Source organism: Streptomyces sp. NPDC000410, assembly GCF_040300305.1.
Lineage (GTDB): Bacteria > Actinomycetota > Actinomycetes > Streptomycetales > Streptomycetaceae > Streptomyces.
On the sequence record NZ_JBEPDM010000065.1, the window covers coordinates 13,934 to 30,035 of the forward strand.

General features: G+C 68.0%; 16 protein-coding genes. 12 read left to right on the forward strand and 4 right to left on the reverse strand.

Annotated features, from left to right (window positions below):
* Positions 1–34 precede the first annotated feature (34 nt).
* Together ABT342_RS34480 and ABT342_RS34485 are read left to right on the forward strand one after the other, a co-directional pair.
* On the forward strand, positions 35–433 hold the full coding sequence (locus ABT342_RS34480; protein WP_351582492.1) for a hypothetical protein: 399 nt from the start codon (positions 35–37) through the stop codon (positions 431–433).
* A 1,940-nt stretch (positions 434–2,373) separates the two neighbouring features.
* Positions 2,374–2,811 (forward strand): hypothetical protein, encoded by a 438-nt coding sequence (locus ABT342_RS34485; protein ID WP_351582494.1) that lies wholly within the window; start codon positions 2,374–2,376, stop codon positions 2,809–2,811.
* 760 nt (positions 2,812–3,571) lie between these two features.
* Here ABT342_RS34485 and ABT342_RS34490 read toward each other — a convergent pair.
* Both ABT342_RS34490 and ABT342_RS34495 read right to left on the reverse strand, forming a co-directional pair.
* Entirely contained in the window at positions 3,572–4,375 is an 804-nt protein-coding gene (locus ABT342_RS34490) for a hypothetical protein (RefSeq protein ID WP_351582496.1), read from the reverse strand.
* A gap of 348 nt (positions 4,376–4,723) precedes the next feature.
* Complete coding sequence (locus ABT342_RS34495) at positions 4,724–6,250, reverse strand: MFS transporter (protein ID WP_351582498.1); 1,527 nt, start codon at positions 6,248–6,250, stop codon at positions 4,724–4,726.
* A gap of 104 nt (positions 6,251–6,354) precedes the next feature.
* Between ABT342_RS34495 and ABT342_RS34500 the strand changes: the two genes are divergently transcribed.
* The 4 genes from ABT342_RS34500 (at position 6,355) to ABT342_RS34515 (ending at position 9,950) form a co-directional block, all read left to right on the forward strand.
* The gene (locus ABT342_RS34500; RefSeq protein WP_351582500.1) at positions 6,355–7,296 is read left to right on the forward strand and encodes a helix-turn-helix transcriptional regulator; all 942 of its coding nucleotides are present in this window, start codon (positions 6,355–6,357) and stop codon (positions 7,294–7,296) included.
* A gap of 255 nt (positions 7,297–7,551) precedes the next feature.
* The gene (locus ABT342_RS34505) at positions 7,552–7,998 is read left to right on the forward strand and encodes a DUF6228 family protein (RefSeq protein WP_351582502.1); all 447 of its coding nucleotides are present in this window, start codon (positions 7,552–7,554) and stop codon (positions 7,996–7,998) included.
* A 6-nt stretch (positions 7,999–8,004) separates the two neighbouring features.
* Positions 8,005–8,316 carry a hypothetical protein gene (locus ABT342_RS34510; RefSeq protein WP_351582504.1) on the forward strand — a complete coding sequence of 104 codons (312 nt, stop codon included), beginning with the start codon at positions 8,005–8,007 and terminating at the stop codon, positions 8,314–8,316.
* A gap of 485 nt (positions 8,317–8,801) precedes the next feature.
* Positions 8,802–9,950 (forward strand): pentapeptide repeat-containing protein, encoded by a 1,149-nt coding sequence (locus ABT342_RS34515; RefSeq protein ID WP_351582506.1) that lies wholly within the window; start codon positions 8,802–8,804, stop codon positions 9,948–9,950.
* 55 nt (positions 9,951–10,005) lie between these two features.
* Here ABT342_RS34515 and ABT342_RS34520 read toward each other — a convergent pair whose 3' ends face one another.
* Positions 10,006–10,989: a GNAT family N-acetyltransferase gene (locus ABT342_RS34520; RefSeq protein ID WP_351582508.1), complete on the reverse strand. Its 984-nt coding sequence runs from the start codon at positions 10,987–10,989 to the stop codon at positions 10,006–10,008.
* A 53-nt stretch (positions 10,990–11,042) separates the two neighbouring features.
* Here ABT342_RS34520 and ABT342_RS34525 point away from each other — a divergent pair, with 53 nt between their 5' ends.
* The 3 genes from ABT342_RS34525 to ABT342_RS34535 all read left to right on the forward strand — a co-directional run bounded on the left by ABT342_RS34525 (position 11,043) and on the right by ABT342_RS34535 (position 13,778).
* Positions 11,043–11,684, forward strand: coding sequence for a TetR/AcrR family transcriptional regulator (locus ABT342_RS34525; RefSeq protein WP_351582510.1), 642 nt, complete (start codon positions 11,043–11,045; stop codon positions 11,682–11,684).
* Positions 11,685–11,938: 254 nt separating this feature from the next.
* Positions 11,939–12,397: a DUF6069 family protein gene (locus ABT342_RS34530; RefSeq protein ID WP_351582512.1), complete on the forward strand. Its 459-nt coding sequence runs from the start codon at positions 11,939–11,941 to the stop codon at positions 12,395–12,397.
* A gap of 451 nt (positions 12,398–12,848) precedes the next feature.
* Positions 12,849–13,778, forward strand: a complete 930-nt coding sequence (locus ABT342_RS34535) for a DUF6193 family natural product biosynthesis protein (protein WP_351582514.1) — start codon at positions 12,849–12,851, stop codon at positions 13,776–13,778.
* A 56-nt stretch (positions 13,779–13,834) separates the two neighbouring features.
* Here ABT342_RS34535 and ABT342_RS34540 read toward each other — a convergent pair whose 3' ends face one another.
* On the reverse strand, positions 13,835–14,635 hold the full coding sequence (locus ABT342_RS34540; protein WP_351582516.1) for a phytanoyl-CoA dioxygenase family protein: 801 nt from the start codon (positions 14,633–14,635) through the stop codon (positions 13,835–13,837).
* A gap of 375 nt (positions 14,636–15,010) precedes the next feature.
* Here ABT342_RS34540 and ABT342_RS34545 point away from each other — a divergent pair, with 375 nt between their 5' ends.
* The 3 genes from ABT342_RS34545 to ABT342_RS34555 all read left to right on the forward strand — a co-directional run bounded on the left by ABT342_RS34545 (position 15,011) and on the right by ABT342_RS34555 (position 16,089).
* Positions 15,011–15,280, forward strand: coding sequence for a hypothetical protein (locus tag ABT342_RS34545; protein WP_351582518.1), 270 nt, complete (start codon positions 15,011–15,013; stop codon positions 15,278–15,280).
* A 74-nt stretch (positions 15,281–15,354) separates the two neighbouring features.
* On the forward strand, positions 15,355–15,708 hold the full coding sequence (locus ABT342_RS34550) for an RCC1 domain-containing protein (protein ID WP_351582520.1): 354 nt from the start codon (positions 15,355–15,357) through the stop codon (positions 15,706–15,708).
* Between the two features lie 69 nt (positions 15,709–15,777).
* The gene (locus ABT342_RS34555) at positions 15,778–16,089 is read left to right on the forward strand and encodes a transposase (protein WP_351582522.1); all 312 of its coding nucleotides are present in this window, start codon (positions 15,778–15,780) and stop codon (positions 16,087–16,089) included.
* The last annotated feature ends 13 nt before the right edge of the window (positions 16,090–16,102 follow it).

Sequence of the window (16,102 nt, forward strand, 5' to 3'; positions counted from 1 at the left end):
CCCGCGAAGGATTTCCGGAGCCGACCACTAAGGGGTGACGGGGGCTGCCGAGGACCTTGCGCCGCCGGAGATCCTCGACTTCGCCGACGTCGCCGGGCTGACGCTCGCGGTGCGCAGGCTGGTGCTGGTGCCAGGCTGTTGCTACGAGCTCGAGCAGGTGTCTTCCCTCTTCCAGGATGACGCAGGACTTCCCGTGATCGCCCGTCCACGCACCCGCCGGTGCGTGCACGTCGACGGCCTGCCGGAGCTCAACAACTTCGAGGTGCCCACTGGCGCCTTCTCCTACGGCGGCCGCCTGTACATCTTTGTCGCGCGACGCAAGGCCGGGGGAGTGATGCACGATTCGCATCTCGCTGTGACGGAGCCTCCGAAACTGGCGGACCGCATCATCCTTGATGAGCTCCGGACAAGAACCGACGGAGGTCATCCCTGACTTCGGCGTGCAGGGCGAAGTCTCCGCGCCCTGGCACCCCGAAGGTCCACCGGTGGCTCCAGGCCGACATGGGTCCCAGCAGCCCTGGCGATCCGTTCGAAGCGATCCACATGGCACGATCCGAAGGCCACAAGGCCCTTGGTCTCCCTCAGCGGTCGTTCTCGACCCGAGTGGCCCCGGCGCGGAGGCGATCAACTCTGACCCGGGCAACTGGTTCGTCCGCCTGCCCCACTGGCAGCCGTCACCTCAGGGAAGCAACGTCATAGCGTCGGGTTATCACGCCGTGATAACCCCTGGCGCGGGCAAGCAAGCCGGGTCGCCGCTCGATCCCTGAGGTGTCCCGTATCGCCCAAGGGTCACCGTTCTCCCTGATCCCCAAAGCGCTCGGTCAAGCCGTACTGAGAACCGAGGAGACGGATCACCCGTCGGCGAGCGGCCCCGTCTGCGGGGGAGTGGCGGGACACTGGGGGGAGGTGAGGCCGGTACGCCTCCTACTGAGCACCCGAAGACCTAGCGTGGAGCACAGCATCCGCGACAGCCCCCGCCTCCTCGGCCCACGCGCCAGGTAACGGTGTCGACGCCGAGGAACAAGGTCCCCTCACTGCAGCTCAGCTCTGGCCATCCCGTCACTGCCCCAGCTCGCTGCGCCGCATCCGGGGCGGCGTGCCACGTGCTGTGCGGGTGTGGAACACAGCCTGGCCACAATGCTGGCCGACGGTGGCAGAGACAGTCGTAGAACGCTGCCCATTTGGGAGGTGCTCATGCTCGCTCCCCAGCACATAGGACCAGCACCTGTGGACAGCGCTGACCTGCGGTCGGCAGTCCCCACGTGGCGCCTCACGAGGAACTGACGCGTCGGCGATCGGCCGGCAGGGCCACCTGTGGTCTCACCTATCACGCCGTGATAACCCCTCAACGCCGAGAGGCTTCAACCCCGGGCTATCACGCCGTGATAAGTCCGTGGCGTCGAAGCACAAGTCCCGGCCGAGTCTCCGCAGTCGACCGTGCCTGTCAGGAGTCTTCCAAGAGCCCATCGCTGCGACGGGTGGGCGCCGGCACGCGTCAATCCATGAGCACGGAAATGATCTTGCTGTGGTCCTGCGCAGGCTCGCCCAGTTCTCACGGGGTGGCCTTCCGAGGATGAGCAGCCTGCGGACCTCGGCGCTGGCACGATGCCAGACGAGGGCTTCACACTCGGTCTGGGCCGCGCGAGATGGTGGGTTATCACGGCGTGATAGCCCTCAAACGCAAAGAGGCCCGCATTCCCTGCCGACAGGCGGGGGAGTGCGCGCCTTCGCCATCGTGCTCGTGGGAGTCGCCGCAGGGCAGCCGAGTTGCCGGGTCCTGGCAGGCGGCCGTCCTGGGCAATGGAGCGGTCTCCGCCGATGACGGCCAGAAATTCGGCACCGAGGATGACGCCCAGTCCGAGCCTCCTCGACGAACCGCCGCCCAGCCAGCTGCACGACGTCGCCGTGGGCGGTCGGCACCGGGCCCATCACCGTAAGTCCCAGCATTGTCGCCACAGTGCTGACCAGTGCCGACCAGTGGCCCCCAAAGCATCCCCTCACAGTTCTCCCTTTGATGTGTCGTCACTTCAATGCCGCTGTTGCCGTCCCACACTGATGGCTCTCCCGGTCCGGGACCAGACTCCCCGCACGTCACCGGACAGAGGTTCCGATCAAGGCCGTCACTTGCTACGGCGAGGGTGAACTGGACGCCGTAGGCCGCACGGCAAGGTTGGAGTACCTCTCCCACCCACCTTCGAAGAACGGCGATCTCTCCTTCCTGGACAGGGCCGGCAGCCGGGAGCTCTCCGCTGGCTGGGATGGGGTCCCTGGCTCGTCCGAGGGGTTGCACCACCCACATGCGCGAGAGCGGAGAGAACGAGTCATCGTAGAAAGGAGGTGACGAAGGTGCGCTCTCATGCGAGGCTGCAGAACGTGGAGATCCCGCTGCTGGACGCTGAGGACTACGCGTCGGTTCATCGTGCCACGCAACTACTGTCCACTCGCTACCTCCATGTCCTGACGCTTAACGCCCGCATGGAGGCGTGGGCGGAGTTCGTCGCTGAGGTCGAAGAAGGCGTCGAAACCGTGTGGGCTTGGGAGTTCGACAACGACATAGTCGATCGCGACTGGCTCCATGACGCCTGGCCGATCCTGACCGAACGGGTCCGCAGACACCGTCAGCCCGAGCTGGATGCCCTGGACGTGCGGTTCCGTGCCGCCACGGCACCGATCAAACCGTTCGGCATGAGCCAGAGCGAGGTGGCAGGGCAAACACGGTGGTGGCACTTCCGCTACCCGCTTCTGGTGACCGGAGATCCAACTGAGCAATTGCCTCCGACGTGGTTCCCGCCGCCCATCCACATCGAGTGACAACGGCCGTGCTCCCCAAGGCGGCCAGGCAAGCAGAAAGTGTCGCTGATCCGGGACGACGGGTGATCGTCGACCTGAACGGGTCGTCGCGTTCTTGCTGCTGGGGGTCCAGAGCTGTTCGGCCGGCTCCCATGACAGGTCCGCCCGGTCGTACGAGACGTGGCTGGGGCTATCACGGCGTGATAGCCCCAGCATCGTGATGGGAGGTCTGCGTACCTATCACGGCGTGATAGGTCATGCTCGCGGGCGACGAGACCGTCCAGTACTACCTCCTCGCTCGATGGCCCTATGCCCTGTCCGGATTGCCCTCCACCGGAGCGATATCCACGATGAACTGTCCGTCCGCGCGCCAGCCATCCAGCCCGGTCGGGCCTCTCGTACTGGCCGACGCGTATCCACGGCGTGCGGGCGTCTGCGTAGGCGCGGCGCAGGGCGTTCTGGATGTGCGGGTCCTGGTGGCGGTCCGTGGTGTAGTCGACGCCGACTCACCCCTCTGGCCGAATTCCGGCCTCCAGGAATGGGGCCGAAACCGCTGTACAGCTCTCTGACGGCCTCCGAGGGCGAGGTTGGTCCATCCATACTGGCGAGATCGAGTTCGGCGGCCAGGGACCCCTTTCTGTGGGTCGGTTTTCTCCTGCGACACCCCATTTTTGATACTCATCCGTTTTGCTGGCGACGTCGTTCCCGATGGCGTTGGCCGATGCGGTGACGGTGCGCTGCGATCTCGGGCGCCTGACGAGCCGGTGCTCGTGACACCGACTCAGCATGAGAAGAGGCTCGTCGCCGCGGCGTATGCGAGCAGAGCGCCTTCGGTCTTCGCTCCCGGCCGGCCCGTACACCGCTCCGCCCGCCTGAGCTCTCGGACTACGGCTTCCACGTAGGTGCTGAGACTGACCTTTTGCGTGGGCGTCTCGCAGTGGGGGAGTACCTCAGCAATTTCGTCCAGCCAGTAGGTGACCTCCTCGTCGTCGGCCAGGCCGTCTCGGTGCTCGAGGAGGTTCTGTGCCACGGGTAGTACCAGTTCATGACGGCGGTGGGCCTCCTCCTGGGCGCGGCGCTCGGCCGCGGCCTGGGCCGCGATCTGCTGCTCGACCTGGATGACTGCTTCGGGGGTGCGGCGTACCGGGCGTTCGCCGTGCGAGGTGGCGGTAAGGAGGGCGGCCCTGAGGCGCTTCGCCTTGTTGTACGCCGCGCTGGGAGCACTGACAGCGAGCGCGGGCGCCAGGTCCGCCCACTCTGCGTTCGCGGTACGGGCGTCGTCGATGGCCCGCGCCTGGTGCAGGTCCGCCTGTTCGCGGAGGTACTCCCACAAGCGCACCCGTTCGATCGCCGCCACGCGCTGGGCCTCTGGGTCCTTGAGCGCGCCCTTGTGTGACTCGAGGTAGAGCAGGGCCCTGAACAACTCGCCGTCGTCCGGCATCCGTTCGATCTCTCCGTCCTCGGCGTCTTCGTGCAGCTTCCGCAGCTCGCCGACGAGCGCTGCGGCGTCGAGGCTGCCGATCCGAACGGGTGCCTTGACCAGTGGCTTCGTGGGTTCGGTCGATTTTCGGGTGCGACGTGCCATGACGACGAGTGTCCCTGTTCCGAGGTGATTCACAGAATGTGAATCACCTCTCCTCCCGTCTTGCGACTGAGCCCGACGCTCGCAGTACTGCCGGCATGGCAACCAGATTGATGACCAGGTCCACCCGGCAGGCGCACGTGTCCGGCAGGCTGTAGTCGCGATGCCCGGCCCCATGGGCAGTTGGCAGGGGAGTGCCGGCAGCGCTGCCGTAGTCGGATCCGCCCCGGCCAGGTCAGGCAGCCATCCGTACGGTTGCCCGTCTCACAACTCCGTGAAGTCCCGGCCCGTTTGCACACCGCGCGACGAGGCGTCGTCGGCCCTTGATTCCGAGCGGGGAGTTGGCGTGGGTCATCGCACGTCGCTCCCTTCGATGGTGCCCTGGGCAACGTGGTCCGGAGAGGCGTCGTCGGTGCTGGTGGAGGCCCTTGGCAGGTGCCGCAGGGCGAAGGCGCCGAGTGCTGCGTGGAGGATGCCTGCGATGACGGCGGCGATGTGCAGACCGGTGACGAAGGCTGACTTCGCATTGCCGATGACCGCGACCGTGAGGCCGGGGACCTGCAATGTTTCGTTGAGGGTGCCGGCGACGTCGGGTCCCTGGAGCCGGAAGACCAGGGCAGCCAGCGAGCCGAGGAGCGCGATGCCGAGGGCGTTGCCGATCTCGTTGCTGGTCTCGGCGATTGCTGCCGCGGACCCGGCGCGTTCTGCGGGAGCTGCGGCCACGACGGTATCGGCGACGACGCTGAAGGAGATGCCGTAGCCGAGGCCGGCGATGACGGTGGAGGCCACGTACCAGCCGATACCACTGGACACGCTGGTGACCAGCAGCAGGAGCACACCTGCGGCGATGAGGAAGTGACAGCTGATGAACGCTGCCCGTGTGCCGGTACGCACGACCAGTGCCGGTGTGACGATGCAGGTGACGGTGAGCACCGCCGCGCCCGGGAGTGCGACGAGAGCCGCGTCCAGGACTGTCAGGCCAAGGACGGACTGGAGATAGATGCCGCCGAGGTAGGCCATGGCCGACCATGCGGCCAGCGGCAGAAGGCCGGTGATGGCCGCGATCGTGAACACCCGGTCGTGGAAGAGGCTGAAGTCGATCAGCGGGTGCTCCAGGCGGAGTTGCCGCCGGGCGAACCACCCCAGGGTGACGATGCCGACGATCCCCGTGGCCATCGGGGTCGCGGTCAGCCCCTCCGCGGCAGCCTGCTTGATCGCGTAGACGGTCAGCAGGATGCCTGCGGCGGAGAGCACGACGCTCAGGACGTCGATGCGGCCGGTCCGTGTGGCACGTACCTCGCGGAGCAGGACCGGGGCCAGGACCAGGAAGAGCACGACGACGGGGAGATTGATCAGGAAGACCGACCCCCACCAGAAGCTGCTCAGCAGCTGTCCGCCGACGACCGGGCCGATCGCGAAGCCGGCGGCGAAGGTGGCCGCGAAGATTCCGATCGCTTTCGCCCGCCGGCGCGGGTCGGTGAAGAGTTCGCTGAGTACCGCCAATGCCGACGGCAGCAGCGTGGCACCGGCCACACCCATCAGCGCCCGGAAGGCGATCAGCAGTTCGGGCCCGGGGGCGAACGCCGCTCCCGTCGAGGCCACGCCGAATACTGCCGTGCCGGTCATCAGAAGCTTCAGCCGCCCGTACCGGTCGCCGATGTTCCCGAACGCGATGAGCAGGGATCCGACAGCGAATCCGTAGGCGTCCAGGATCCACAGCGCCTGATCGGCAGTCGGCGACAGCGCCTCGGAGATCTCGGTCATCGCCAGAAACAGGACCGAGCCGTCCATCGCGACCAGCAGTACCGGGCCGAGTACCACCAGCAGGCCGAGCCACGCCCGCAGACCGGGTGAGTGAGAAACACACTGTGCATTCATGCATCCGACAGTGCGATGCCGTCCGCCCGGCAACCATCCCCGCGTCATGGGTACACCTGGCAGGGGCACCCGGACACGGACCGCGGCGCCTTACGCTCGGTGTCATGGAACTGGAGAGCCTCGGGGCCTATCTCAAGACCCGCCGCCACCGGGTCACGCCCGCCGACGTCGGGCTGCGCACCTACGGCACCGCCCGCCGGGTACCGGGCCTGCGCCGCGAAGAGCTCGCCCAGCTCGCCGGCGTGAGCGCCGGCTACTACACGCGACTGGAGCAGGGTCAAGCCGGTGGCGCCTCCCGACAGGTCCTCGATGCGCTCGCAGGCGTGCTCCGGCTCGATCCGGCCGAGAAGGCCCACCTGCACAACCTCGCCCGTCAGCCCACCACGTCACACCTGGTCCGCCCCCGCCCGGAAAGGCCGCATCAACGGGTGCTCTCGCTCCTGGCGTCCCTGGGAGACAGCACACCGGCCGTCGTGCTCGGCCGCCGCGGCGACGTACTGGCCTGGAACCGCACCGGACATGCCCTCGTCGCGGAGCACGTCGACTTCGAGGCGCCCCACGATCCCGCGCGACGGCCGTCCATACCCCGGATGTTCTTCCTCGACCCCCTCACCCAAGACCTTCACCGGAACTGGGATGAACTCGCCCGAATCCACGTGGCCTACCTGCGGCTCACCGCGGGCCGGTATCCCACCGACGCACGGTTGGCCGAACTGATCGGCGAACTCGCCATGCGCAGCCGGGACTTCGCCAAGCTGTGGGCCAAGGGCGATGTCGCCGACTGCACCGTGGGCACCATGCACCTGCGGCACCCGACCGTCGGCGACGTCGACATCGACTATCAAGTGTGGCTCCAGCCCGAGAGTCCCGACCACCGGCTGGAGGTCTACACACCCAACGACACCGCCTCGGCCGACGCGCTGCGCCTGCTGTCCAGCCACGTCGCCGATCAGCGGAAACCCGAGGCCGCCCGCGCCGAGGCGGCGGAAGGCCTTGAGAACACGCGGCAGGAAGGTGGCGCAGCGTCTGCTTGCGTGACGCTCTGACGAACCGTCCCGCCTCTCGTAGACGGTCCCCCCGCGTGGCGTTGCTGCCCCTCATATGCCCGCCAGGTCGGCGAGCGCGGATACGAGCAGATCGGAGGCCAGGGCAAGACGTGCGCCGTTGTGGCCCGGCCGGATGAGACCGAGCACGATAGGTGGCGTCTTTGCGGGACAGCTGTCGTGCGAGCTGTGCCCCGCCCGGCCCCGGGGTGAGAACTCTGGTGACGACGGGAGTGGTGCTGGCCTAGCGTTCGGCTCATGACCTCTTCAGCAGGCGCCGTCGACGAGCAGGCGGCCGTGATCGTCCGCTGCCGGGACAACCCGTCTGTCGGTGTGAAGTTCTGCGATCGGTTCAGCTTCGACGGGGACTCGGTGCACTACGCCGTCGAGGCATGGGCTCCGGGACTGACCGCCCGCGTCGATGAAGTGGTGGCCTGGATCTGGGACAGCGATCTCGGGCCGTTCTTGGAAGAGCTGGCTGCGGACCACCGAGGGTGGGAAGGCGAGCGGATCTGGCAGACCAACGACCGGGACCTGGCCGTCTCGGCCGTGTTCCGGTCCGGTGGGCATATCGGTCTGACCTGGACGCTGTGCCCGTGGCCGAATGCCGCAGGCGGCTGGAGCGCCTCGGTGACCACATGGCTGGAGGGCGGGGAGCAGATGTCGAGCTTCGCGGCCGACATCCGGCATTTCCTCGCGGGGTGAGCGGCTGTGTCCGATGGCCTTCGGATCACCTGGACGCTGGCCGGCCCCGGTTGGGCGGACTGCGTGGTCGAAACGAACGACGTGAGAGCCGAGCTCACCGCCTCGGATATCAGCAACGCACCCGAGGACCTGCTGACCGCTGTGGACCGGCTCGTCGCCGGCGAGCCGGAAACGCGCGTGCAGTCTTCGAGGCAGAGCCGACCGCCTTCCGGTGGCTTCTCCATCGCGAAGAGGACGTCGTCCGGCTGCGCCTCCTGGAATTGCGGCACGGCGGCGACCACGACAACGCCGGAACCGAGCTGTGGTCCGGAATGCTGAGCGTCGACGGTCTTGCCCGTGCGGTCGTTCGCTCCTTCGACGAGGTCGCGATGATCTATGGCGAGAGCGGATACCGGGGCAAGTGGGGTGAGCGCTTCCCCCGGAGCGAACTCGAAGCCCTCAGGCGCAAGTGGCAGGCTCCCCGTTCCGCAAACGATCCGTAATCCGAGCGTGGAGATCCCAGAGGCCGGCCCCGAGCTCGCCCCCGCGTGACGGGAGGCCGACAACAACCCGAGTGGGGTTCTGGGGAGGCGTTTTGGCGAGAGTGCCTCAGTCATACCGCTGCACGCCATCGGGGCCGGCGGCGTCTCCCGAACCCGGAGGCGGCGGTACCGGCCCTCTGGCGCGCGTGCCGGAGCTACGCCACGCTGGCCAGCAGCAGGAGAAGGGGAGGGCGTGATGAGGTCGCTTCCTCGCGGCGATGAACCCGTAGTCGTCTTCGACTCCTTGATCGCCGACAGGGCCATCTCGTTGGGGGTTCGAGCTTGACCGCGGCCGAGAGAAATTCGGGTCCGACTCCGCGCGGGGTCATGCGCTGGCCACTGGGCCTGCATACCGCCACGGTACTGGTGCTCGCCGTGGGCGCGGCGATCATGATCTTAGGGCTGCTGTGGCTGGCACTGGGGGCGCCTCGAGTGGAGGTGCCCGGACCTCTCAAGCCCAGCGACACATACGACGCCATCAAGATCGCACTGGCTGTCGTGGCCGGAGCCGGCGGCGTCGTGGCACTCGTCGTCGCCTATCGACGCCAGCACCTCAATGAGACCACCGACGCCCGGGAGTACGAGAAGGCGCTGATCGAACGGTTCGGCGCCGCTGCCGGGCAACTCGGGGCCGACCAGCCGGCTGTGCGCATGGCCGGCGCCTACGCGATGGCACGGCTCGCCGATGAGTGGCCGCAGGAACGGCAGATGTGCATCGACGTGCTGTGCGGCTATCTGCGCATGCCACACGCGCCCGACCCGCCCACCGACGACCAGACGCTCACGACCTGGCAACGCGAGCGGAAGGTCCGTGAGACCGTTCTGCAACTCATCGGTGCCCACCTGCGCGACGATTCCCCTGAATCCTGGCAGGGCTACGACCTCAACTTCGCCGGCGCCGTCATCGACGCGGCCAGCTTCCGTGGTGCCCGCTTCACCGGCGGCGACATCGTCTTCGCGGAGACGCTCTTCGTAGCTCACGGCCGGGACCAGGTCATCTTCGACGATGTCGACTTCGCCGAAGGCAGCTACGTCTACTTCCGGCTCGCCGAATTCCGCAGCGGCTCCGTGCGTTTCAACCGTGCCACCTTCAGCGGCGGCTGGGTCACGTTCGACAGTGCCCGCTTCACAGGCGCACAGGTGAATTTCCGGGACGCTGCCTTCACGGCGGGCGAGATCCTCTTCGAGGACGCCGAGTTCTCCGACGGCTGCGTCGACTTCAGTGGCGCTACCTTCACCGGCGGCACGGTGAATTTCGGCGAGCACCATCTTCCTTCCGTATACCTCACGGTGCCACCGGCCCGCTTCTGCGGCGGCACCGTCGACTTCTCTGAAGCAGCCGACTTGACCCATCCTCCCCAGTTCGGCCTGCAGGCCCTGCCTCCCGGACTCCGGCTTCCTTTGGGCACCAACATCTCCGACCTGCCCTGATGAGGCAGGTCCGGCGAGTCGTGGCCACTGGGGGCACCCACCATGATCCGCACGGTCATTCGGTGACGGTGACGGTTGCGGGCGCGTCGTCCCAGGCCAGTGAGGACATCCTCCACCCTGACGGGGTCCGGACGAACTGGGTGGTCTTGTGGCCGGAGCCCTCGAACCATTCGCCGTGGTGGAAGCCGGACTTGCGGTATTCGCTGAATCGGTGCGCGATCGACCCGAAGATCTCGGTCCGCTCAGCGACCTCCCATTCGCGGAACTCCGTCAGCGTCCCGTCCGTGAGCATCTTCTGCCGGGGCTCGATGAACGCGTCGAGGTCGTAGATCACAGGTGCGTCCCCGACGTTCGCGATGATCCTCCCCTGCGGAATGAAGACGTCGCGGATGACCCCGAGGTCCGGCCGGCTGTCGCCGGTGTTGGTGAAGGCTCCGACGAACACGCGCATCAGCCGATCGAGTTCGGCCTGGACCCGGGCCCCGGACACTTCCCCGGGAGACGGCCATTCTTCGGAAAGAACCGACCAGACTTCGCTGTCGTGCCGCGCGCCTCGGTGCGAAAAACGCTGTCGCAGCACACCGTCGCGGCTCATGCCCAGTCGGCGCGCGACGTCGATGCTGCGCTTGTTGCCCGCCGAGACCCACCATTCGACGCGGCTCATCCCGCGTTCCTGGAAGGCCCAGTCGATCAGCAACCTGCAGGCCCGGGTCACCAGGCCTCGTCCCTCTCCGGCCTGCTCCAGCCAGCAGCCGATCTCGCACACCCCGGAGGCGCTGTCGAAGCGGGTGAACATGACGCCTCCGACCAGCGTGCCGTCCAGCCAGATCCCGTAGATCCGGCCGGTGTCCTGGGCCAGCCGGTCGGCGTAGCGCTGGAGGGTGGCCGTGGCCGAGTCAAGGTCGGTGCTGAACGTCGCCCAGGGTATCCACGGGTCCACGGAAACCCGGGCGCGGTCGATATGGGCGAGGAACTCCTGTGCCTGCCAGGGCTCCAGGAGGCGGAGTTGGGCGTGATCGCCGAGCGACAGGGTGAACATGGGAGCCTCGCTCTCTGGGTGCGTAACAAGCGTTCGGTACGTAAGCTAACAGCATGCCGCCCGCACCCGGAGACCGTGAAGCCCGCCGCAAGGACGTATCCGAGGCGGTGTGGCACGTACTCGCCGACAGGGGGTTCGGCGGGCTGACCCTGCGTGCCGTCGCCGCCGCGATGGGGGTCTCGACCGGGATGCTCATGCACTACTTCCCGACCAAACGGGCCCTGATTACGCACGCCCTGGACCTGCTGGAGAAGCGCACCGCGGACAGGCCCCGCCGCGCGCGTCCCGCCGCGGGCCTCGCCACCGTGCGCGCCATGCTCCTGGACATCCTGCCGCTGACCCCGGGCGACACCGCCCGCAACCGCATCTGGGTCAGCTCCTGGGACCTCTCCCTCGCCGACGACGAGCTGACCACGGAACAGGCCGACCGCTACACCCGGCTGCGCTCGACGATCCGCCCGCATCTCGAAGCCGCACGCGACCTCGGCGAAATCCCCGCAGCCGCCGACCCGGACCAACTCGCCGCCATTGCAGTCGCCTTCACCCACGGACTCGTCGTCCAGGCCCTCTTCGACCCCGGCCGATTCCCCCAGGACGTACAGATCACCATGCTCGACGACTTCCTCGCCTCGACCGCGCTGCCCCGCTCCGACGGCGGCAGCCGACCGATCCCCGGCATGAGCGCACGGTCTTGAGGACAGTCGCGCATCGTCAGCCGGGGGGGGCAAGCCCATGCGTCGCTCCAACGACGGCGGACAGACCTGGCGGCACAACACCCGCGGCGCCGCTCGCAGTGGCGAGGATTCATGTCACCGCTCAGCTTGTTCTTCATGGTCTGACCTCGCAGGGCCGGGACAGGGCTTGACCTCAAGCGAGGTTGAGGTTGGAGGCTTCTTCTTGTGCCGCTGCCGTGGGGCAGCGCAGTACTTCACACGTTGGAGGAAGTCTCATGTCGAGCAGTGCTGTTCCGAACTCCGGCCCCGCTGTGCCCGCCGCACCCGCATCCTCGGTCCGCCGTTCCGGCCTCACCTGGTGGAAGGTGCTGGTCACCGGTGCGGTCGGTGCGGCCGTAGTCAATCTGATCGTTCTTGCTGTCGCCAAGCTGGCCGGTGCCTCGCTCGTCGTGGTCGACGGCGGCGAGGAGCACCCGATCACGGTCGGGGGCGTCATCGGTTCCTCCGTCGTCCCGCTGGTCGTCGGGACGGGCGCTGCGCTCTTGTTGGCCCTGTGGAAGCCGGTCTTTCTGCGGATCGCGCAGTACGTGGGCGGTGGGCTGGCGCTGTTGTCGGTTGCCGGCCCGCTGTCGTCCGGCGCCGACGGCGGCACCGTCGCGGCGCTGTCCCTCATGCACATCACCCTCGGCGTGGCGGTCGTCACCACCCTGAAGCTCCACCGCCGCCACCATTGAGCTTGTCTTCATCGGTCCGACCGCGCACGATGCCCCGGACGTGATCACCCATGTGGGGATTCCGGGGATGTGCACACGGCCTTCGCCTGGTCCTGCGCTCCGGCCAAAGAGGCACCCGGCCGGTACGAAGGCCGTGGGGAACGAGTCTTGACCTGACGATGAGCCGGTGCTCGGCACATCCCACCGCGGGTCACACCCCGCGCAGCGAGTCGACAGCCCCTCCTGGCCTCCCCACGCGAGGGCCGACACCTGACCGCCCGCCGCACCCGCCATACGCCGAATCGACGACCGCATCAGGGGGCCTGGTGGTCGACAGGGGCCGGCTGTTCCTGAACCTGAGCCTGAAGGTGGCATCGAGCCGTACGGATTCCCCCTGGACGCCACAGGCGTCAACGGAGGCGGGCGGTGGGCAGCCGGGATGACGGTGCGTCGGTTCGGCAGACTCGAGGGCATGTCCGAGCAGTTTCCCGGCGACGCAGCGCCGAACGATCCCAGGCACGAGTATGTGACGCTCTGTCCCGACGTCGTCCAGACGGGTTCCTTGCAGAACGCCCTGCAGGAGGTGGCCGACAGCGCGTGCGGCGAGCTTGCGGTCGAGCTGACGTCCTCACCAGGCCGGCGCTGCGCGGCCGCGCAGATGGAAGGCGACGGTCGCTCGGCGAATGCCCTGATGGCCCTCAATGAGCGAAGCTTCTCCGTCGAATGCTGGGCGAATGGTGGCCACATGGCGTCCGGCAGCACCCAAGACCTGTCCGAGGTTGCCGGAGCGCTGCACTCCTGGTCGCGGGTGCCCCGAATACGCGAACTCGTCCCGCAATGGCCCTTCCTGCGGACCTGGGAACTGGCCGAAGCTCACGAGCGTGGCGAGGCTGTGCCGGTGCGGTGGCGCCGGCTGCGCACGGCCGCCGCGCGCACGCCGGACACAGCGCTGCACGAACTCGTCGAGGCCGCCTTCGAGCAGGAGCGGCTTCGGGTCCTGTCGCCGGGGCGGAGCATGTACCGGCCCACCTTCAGCCGCCGGGCCGCGCCACCGATCTGCCATGACCTGCCCGGGGCCAAGCCGATCGGGAACGGCCGCTACCGCGTGCGGTTCACCGACGGACGGCTGCGGGAAGTGGACAGCGCGGCAGAGGCCGTCGCGGCCATCATCGAGGGCCTCCCCGACGACGCTGTCCACGAACCTGAAGCTCGTTGTGGGTGGGGAATCGAAGTGGGCAACTCTGGCCACCACTTGAAGCGTGGGGTGGGGGAACATTCAGGGTTCCGACCGGATCTGCGTGAACGCTCCGGGGCCCGGCGGCCGGTCGAGTTTCTCAGGCGTACGGCGAGCGGGAGAACACCAGGCTGGAGCACGTGCGCAAGCCGCGGCGCGTGCTGCTGACGCGTGGACCGGAAGCGACACCGGAGCGACACCGGAGCGGGCCCGGCGCCTCGCCCTCAGGCGGTGCCGTCTCCGTCCGGACCGGGGGTGTCCTGTCCCAGGCCCCGACGGATCGCGATCTCCACGGGGGAGTACGCGCCGTCGGCCCGCTCCAGTTCGTACGGCGCGGCCGGCATCAGCGGCGGCTGGGCCATGAAGCGCGGCCGCACCCCATGGTGCGGTTGCGCCGCGTGCACCAGGAACGGATGGCACAGGAAGACGTCGCCCGGGGACCCGGTGGCGAGGGCGAGTGGCCGGTGGTCGGACGCCGCCACCAGATCGGGGGCAAGGGCAAGCCCACTCGCCCCCTCCTCCCCGTACTCCTTCAGCACCTTCGGCACGTCGAGGTGTGAGCCGACCCGGATCCGGGTCGGGGCGTCCTCCTCACCGACCTCGCTGAACAGGAACAGCATCAGCAGCGCCCGGCCCCGGGAGCGCAGATTTGTGAAGTACCAGCTCTCGCCCTCCGGCAGATAGCTCCCCTCGATGTGCCAGCCCGCGTCGTCCGGCTCCTCCTCGTGCGGGAAGCGCAGCGGGAACGTGCCCAGCGAGTAGCGCGGCTCCCAGCGCCCCGTGCCGACGAGCAGGTCGTACGCGTGATGCAGGGCCGGGGAGTTGGGTGCGGCGGCGAACGGCCCCTGCGCCATTCCCGCCACCCAGTGCACGGGCTGCGTCCACGTCGCCGGATCGTCCGGGACGACGCCCGTCTCCCGCCACAGCAGCCGCGTGCAGTCCGCTGCCACGCGCGGCGCGACGCCGCCCTCCAGCTTCACGAAGCCGTCGCGGAGGAAGCGGGATACCAAGGTCGTGTCATCCATGGCCCCATCGTGCGGCGAAACCGGTCCCGATCACCCGACATTCTCCGCACCGCCTTTGTCGGGTGTTCGCCGAGCCCTTTCCTTCCCCCTCTGAGACCGGAAGCAACCGCCCTGCGGTCACTGCTCCCAGCGAGTTCCGCCGAGCCCGGACTGTGGGCTGCCGATCGACTGGGCGACGGGTATGCCGATGGTCAGCAGCGCCGTGTCCCTCTTCATGGCGCGGATCTCACAAGCTGTGAGAAGCGGCTGGCGGAGCTGTCAGCCGATGAGGTGATGGATTCCCCGGACAACCTCCCACCGGGGACGTATGACAACAATGTCGATCGCGTCCGGGGCGGGTTGTTCCCCGCTTCGGACATCGGTAAGGGAGTATCCATGTTCCTGACCACCCGCAGGGCCGCAGCCATGGGCTTCGTGACAGCGACGGCCGGCCTTGCTGTGTTCACCGGCCTCGCCCCGGTAGCCTCCGCCCAAAGCCCCGCCGACGCTCCGCCTCCGCTGACCGCCGAGCAGTGTCACAGCAAGGGCGGAGTGCTTGTCATGGGCGCTGGGGATCAGGGCGGCACCATGTGGTGCGTGGCCGCGCTCGGCGTCCTCACCTCCTCGTCGAAAGAGGACGAGGGCGAGGAGCGCGTAGAGCCCTGACAATCCGACCTGGGAAGGTCGGTGTGTTCGCCGTGGTAGGCACGGGGGTGGCCTAGGGCAACGCCTTCGGGCAATTGGGCGACGGCACCACCACCCACCATCCCGCCCCCGGGACCGTCACCGGCATCACCACCGCCACCAGGGTCGCCACCGGCGAGGTCCACAGTCTGGCAGTCCTCAAGGACGGCACCGTACGCGCCTGGGGAGACAACGACGACGGCCAGTTGGGCAACGGCAACGCCGGCACCGACAGCAATGTCCCTGTGACTGTCCTCGGTCTCAGCGGTATCACCATCATCGCCGCCGGCTTCGACACCAGTCTGGCCGCGGCAGGAACCGACAAGACTCCCGAATGCCTCGACGGTGTCACTCTCTACACCTGGGAAGAGAACAACTTCGGACAGCTGGGCAACGGCAACACCGGCTGAGCTGTACTGAGATTTGTGGAGTCCCTGATGCCAGGGTTACCGTCCTGGCGAAGGAGAACCACCAGCACCATGGCAGCACCCCGTAAATACCCCGACGAGCTCCGCGAGCGCGCGGTCCGTGAGGTCCGCGCCACCGGCCGCCCGATCGCCCACGTCGCGAAGGATCTGGGCATCCACAAGGAAGCCCTGCGCGGCTGGGTCCGGCAGGCCGAGGCCGACCGTGGCGAGCTCGACGACCGGCTGCCCACCGCCGATCAGGACGAGCTCAGGCAACTCCGCAAAGAGGTAGCTGAGTTGAGGCGGGCGAACGAGATCCTCAAAGCCGCCTCGGTGTTTTTTGCCCAGGAGATCGACCGTCCCCGGACGAGGCCGAGCAGGTGATCGACCACCTGCG

Coding starts and splice junctions, on each gene's coding strand:
- ABT342_RS34490 (WP_351582496.1), bottom strand. CDS start 4,375: ATGGCACGTCGCACCCGAAAATCGACCGAACCCACGAAGCCACTGGTC.
- ABT342_RS34495 (WP_351582498.1), bottom strand. CDS start 6,250: ATGAATGCACAGTGTGTTTCTCACTCACCCGGTCTGCGGGCGTGGCTC.
- ABT342_RS34500 (WP_351582500.1), top strand. CDS start 6,355: ATGGAACTGGAGAGCCTCGGGGCCTATCTCAAGACCCGCCGCCACCGG.
- ABT342_RS34505 (WP_351582502.1), top strand. CDS start 7,552: ATGACCTCTTCAGCAGGCGCCGTCGACGAGCAGGCGGCCGTGATCGTC.
- ABT342_RS34520 (WP_351582508.1), bottom strand. CDS start 10,989: ATGTTCACCCTGTCGCTCGGCGATCACGCCCAACTCCGCCTCCTGGAG.
- ABT342_RS34525 (WP_351582510.1), top strand. CDS start 11,043: ATGCCGCCCGCACCCGGAGACCGTGAAGCCCGCCGCAAGGACGTATCC.
- ABT342_RS34530 (WP_351582512.1), top strand. CDS start 11,939: ATGTCGAGCAGTGCTGTTCCGAACTCCGGCCCCGCTGTGCCCGCCGCA.
- ABT342_RS34535 (WP_351582514.1), top strand. CDS start 12,849: ATGTCCGAGCAGTTTCCCGGCGACGCAGCGCCGAACGATCCCAGGCAC.
- ABT342_RS34540 (WP_351582516.1), bottom strand. CDS start 14,635: ATGGATGACACGACCTTGGTATCCCGCTTCCTCCGCGACGGCTTCGTG.
- ABT342_RS34545 (WP_351582518.1), top strand. CDS start 15,011: ATGTTCCTGACCACCCGCAGGGCCGCAGCCATGGGCTTCGTGACAGCG.
- ABT342_RS34555 (WP_351582522.1), top strand. CDS start 15,778: ATGGCAGCACCCCGTAAATACCCCGACGAGCTCCGCGAGCGCGCGGTC.